General features: G+C 49.7%; 1 rRNA gene. It reads left to right on the top strand.

The window, feature by feature from the left end:
* Positions 1-17 precede the first annotated feature (17 nt).
* A 23S ribosomal RNA gene (locus VM94_RS00005) occupies positions 18-298 on the top strand; the annotation flags it as partial.

Genomic DNA, 298 nt, shown 5'->3' on the forward strand with positions numbered 1-298 from the left:
AGAGGCTAACGTTATAGGGACAAGCGAATAAGTGCACATGGTGGATGCCTTGGCGATTACAGGCGATGAAGGACGTAGTAGCTTGCGATAAGCTGCGGGGAGTGAGCAAACACACTTTGATCCGCAGATTTCCGAATGGGGCAACCCACCCTTTTAGGGTATTGCATACTGAATACATAGGTATGCAAGGCGAACGCGGCGAACTGAAACATCTAAGTAGCTGCAGGAAAAGAAATCAACCGAGATTCCCAAAGTAGCGGCGAGCGAAATGGGAAGAGCCTGTACGTGATAGTCGGAC

The organism is Janthinobacterium sp. KBS0711 (genome assembly GCF_000988085.1).
Taxonomy (GTDB): domain Bacteria; phylum Pseudomonadota; class Gammaproteobacteria; order Burkholderiales; family Burkholderiaceae_D; genus Janthinobacterium; species Janthinobacterium lividum_E.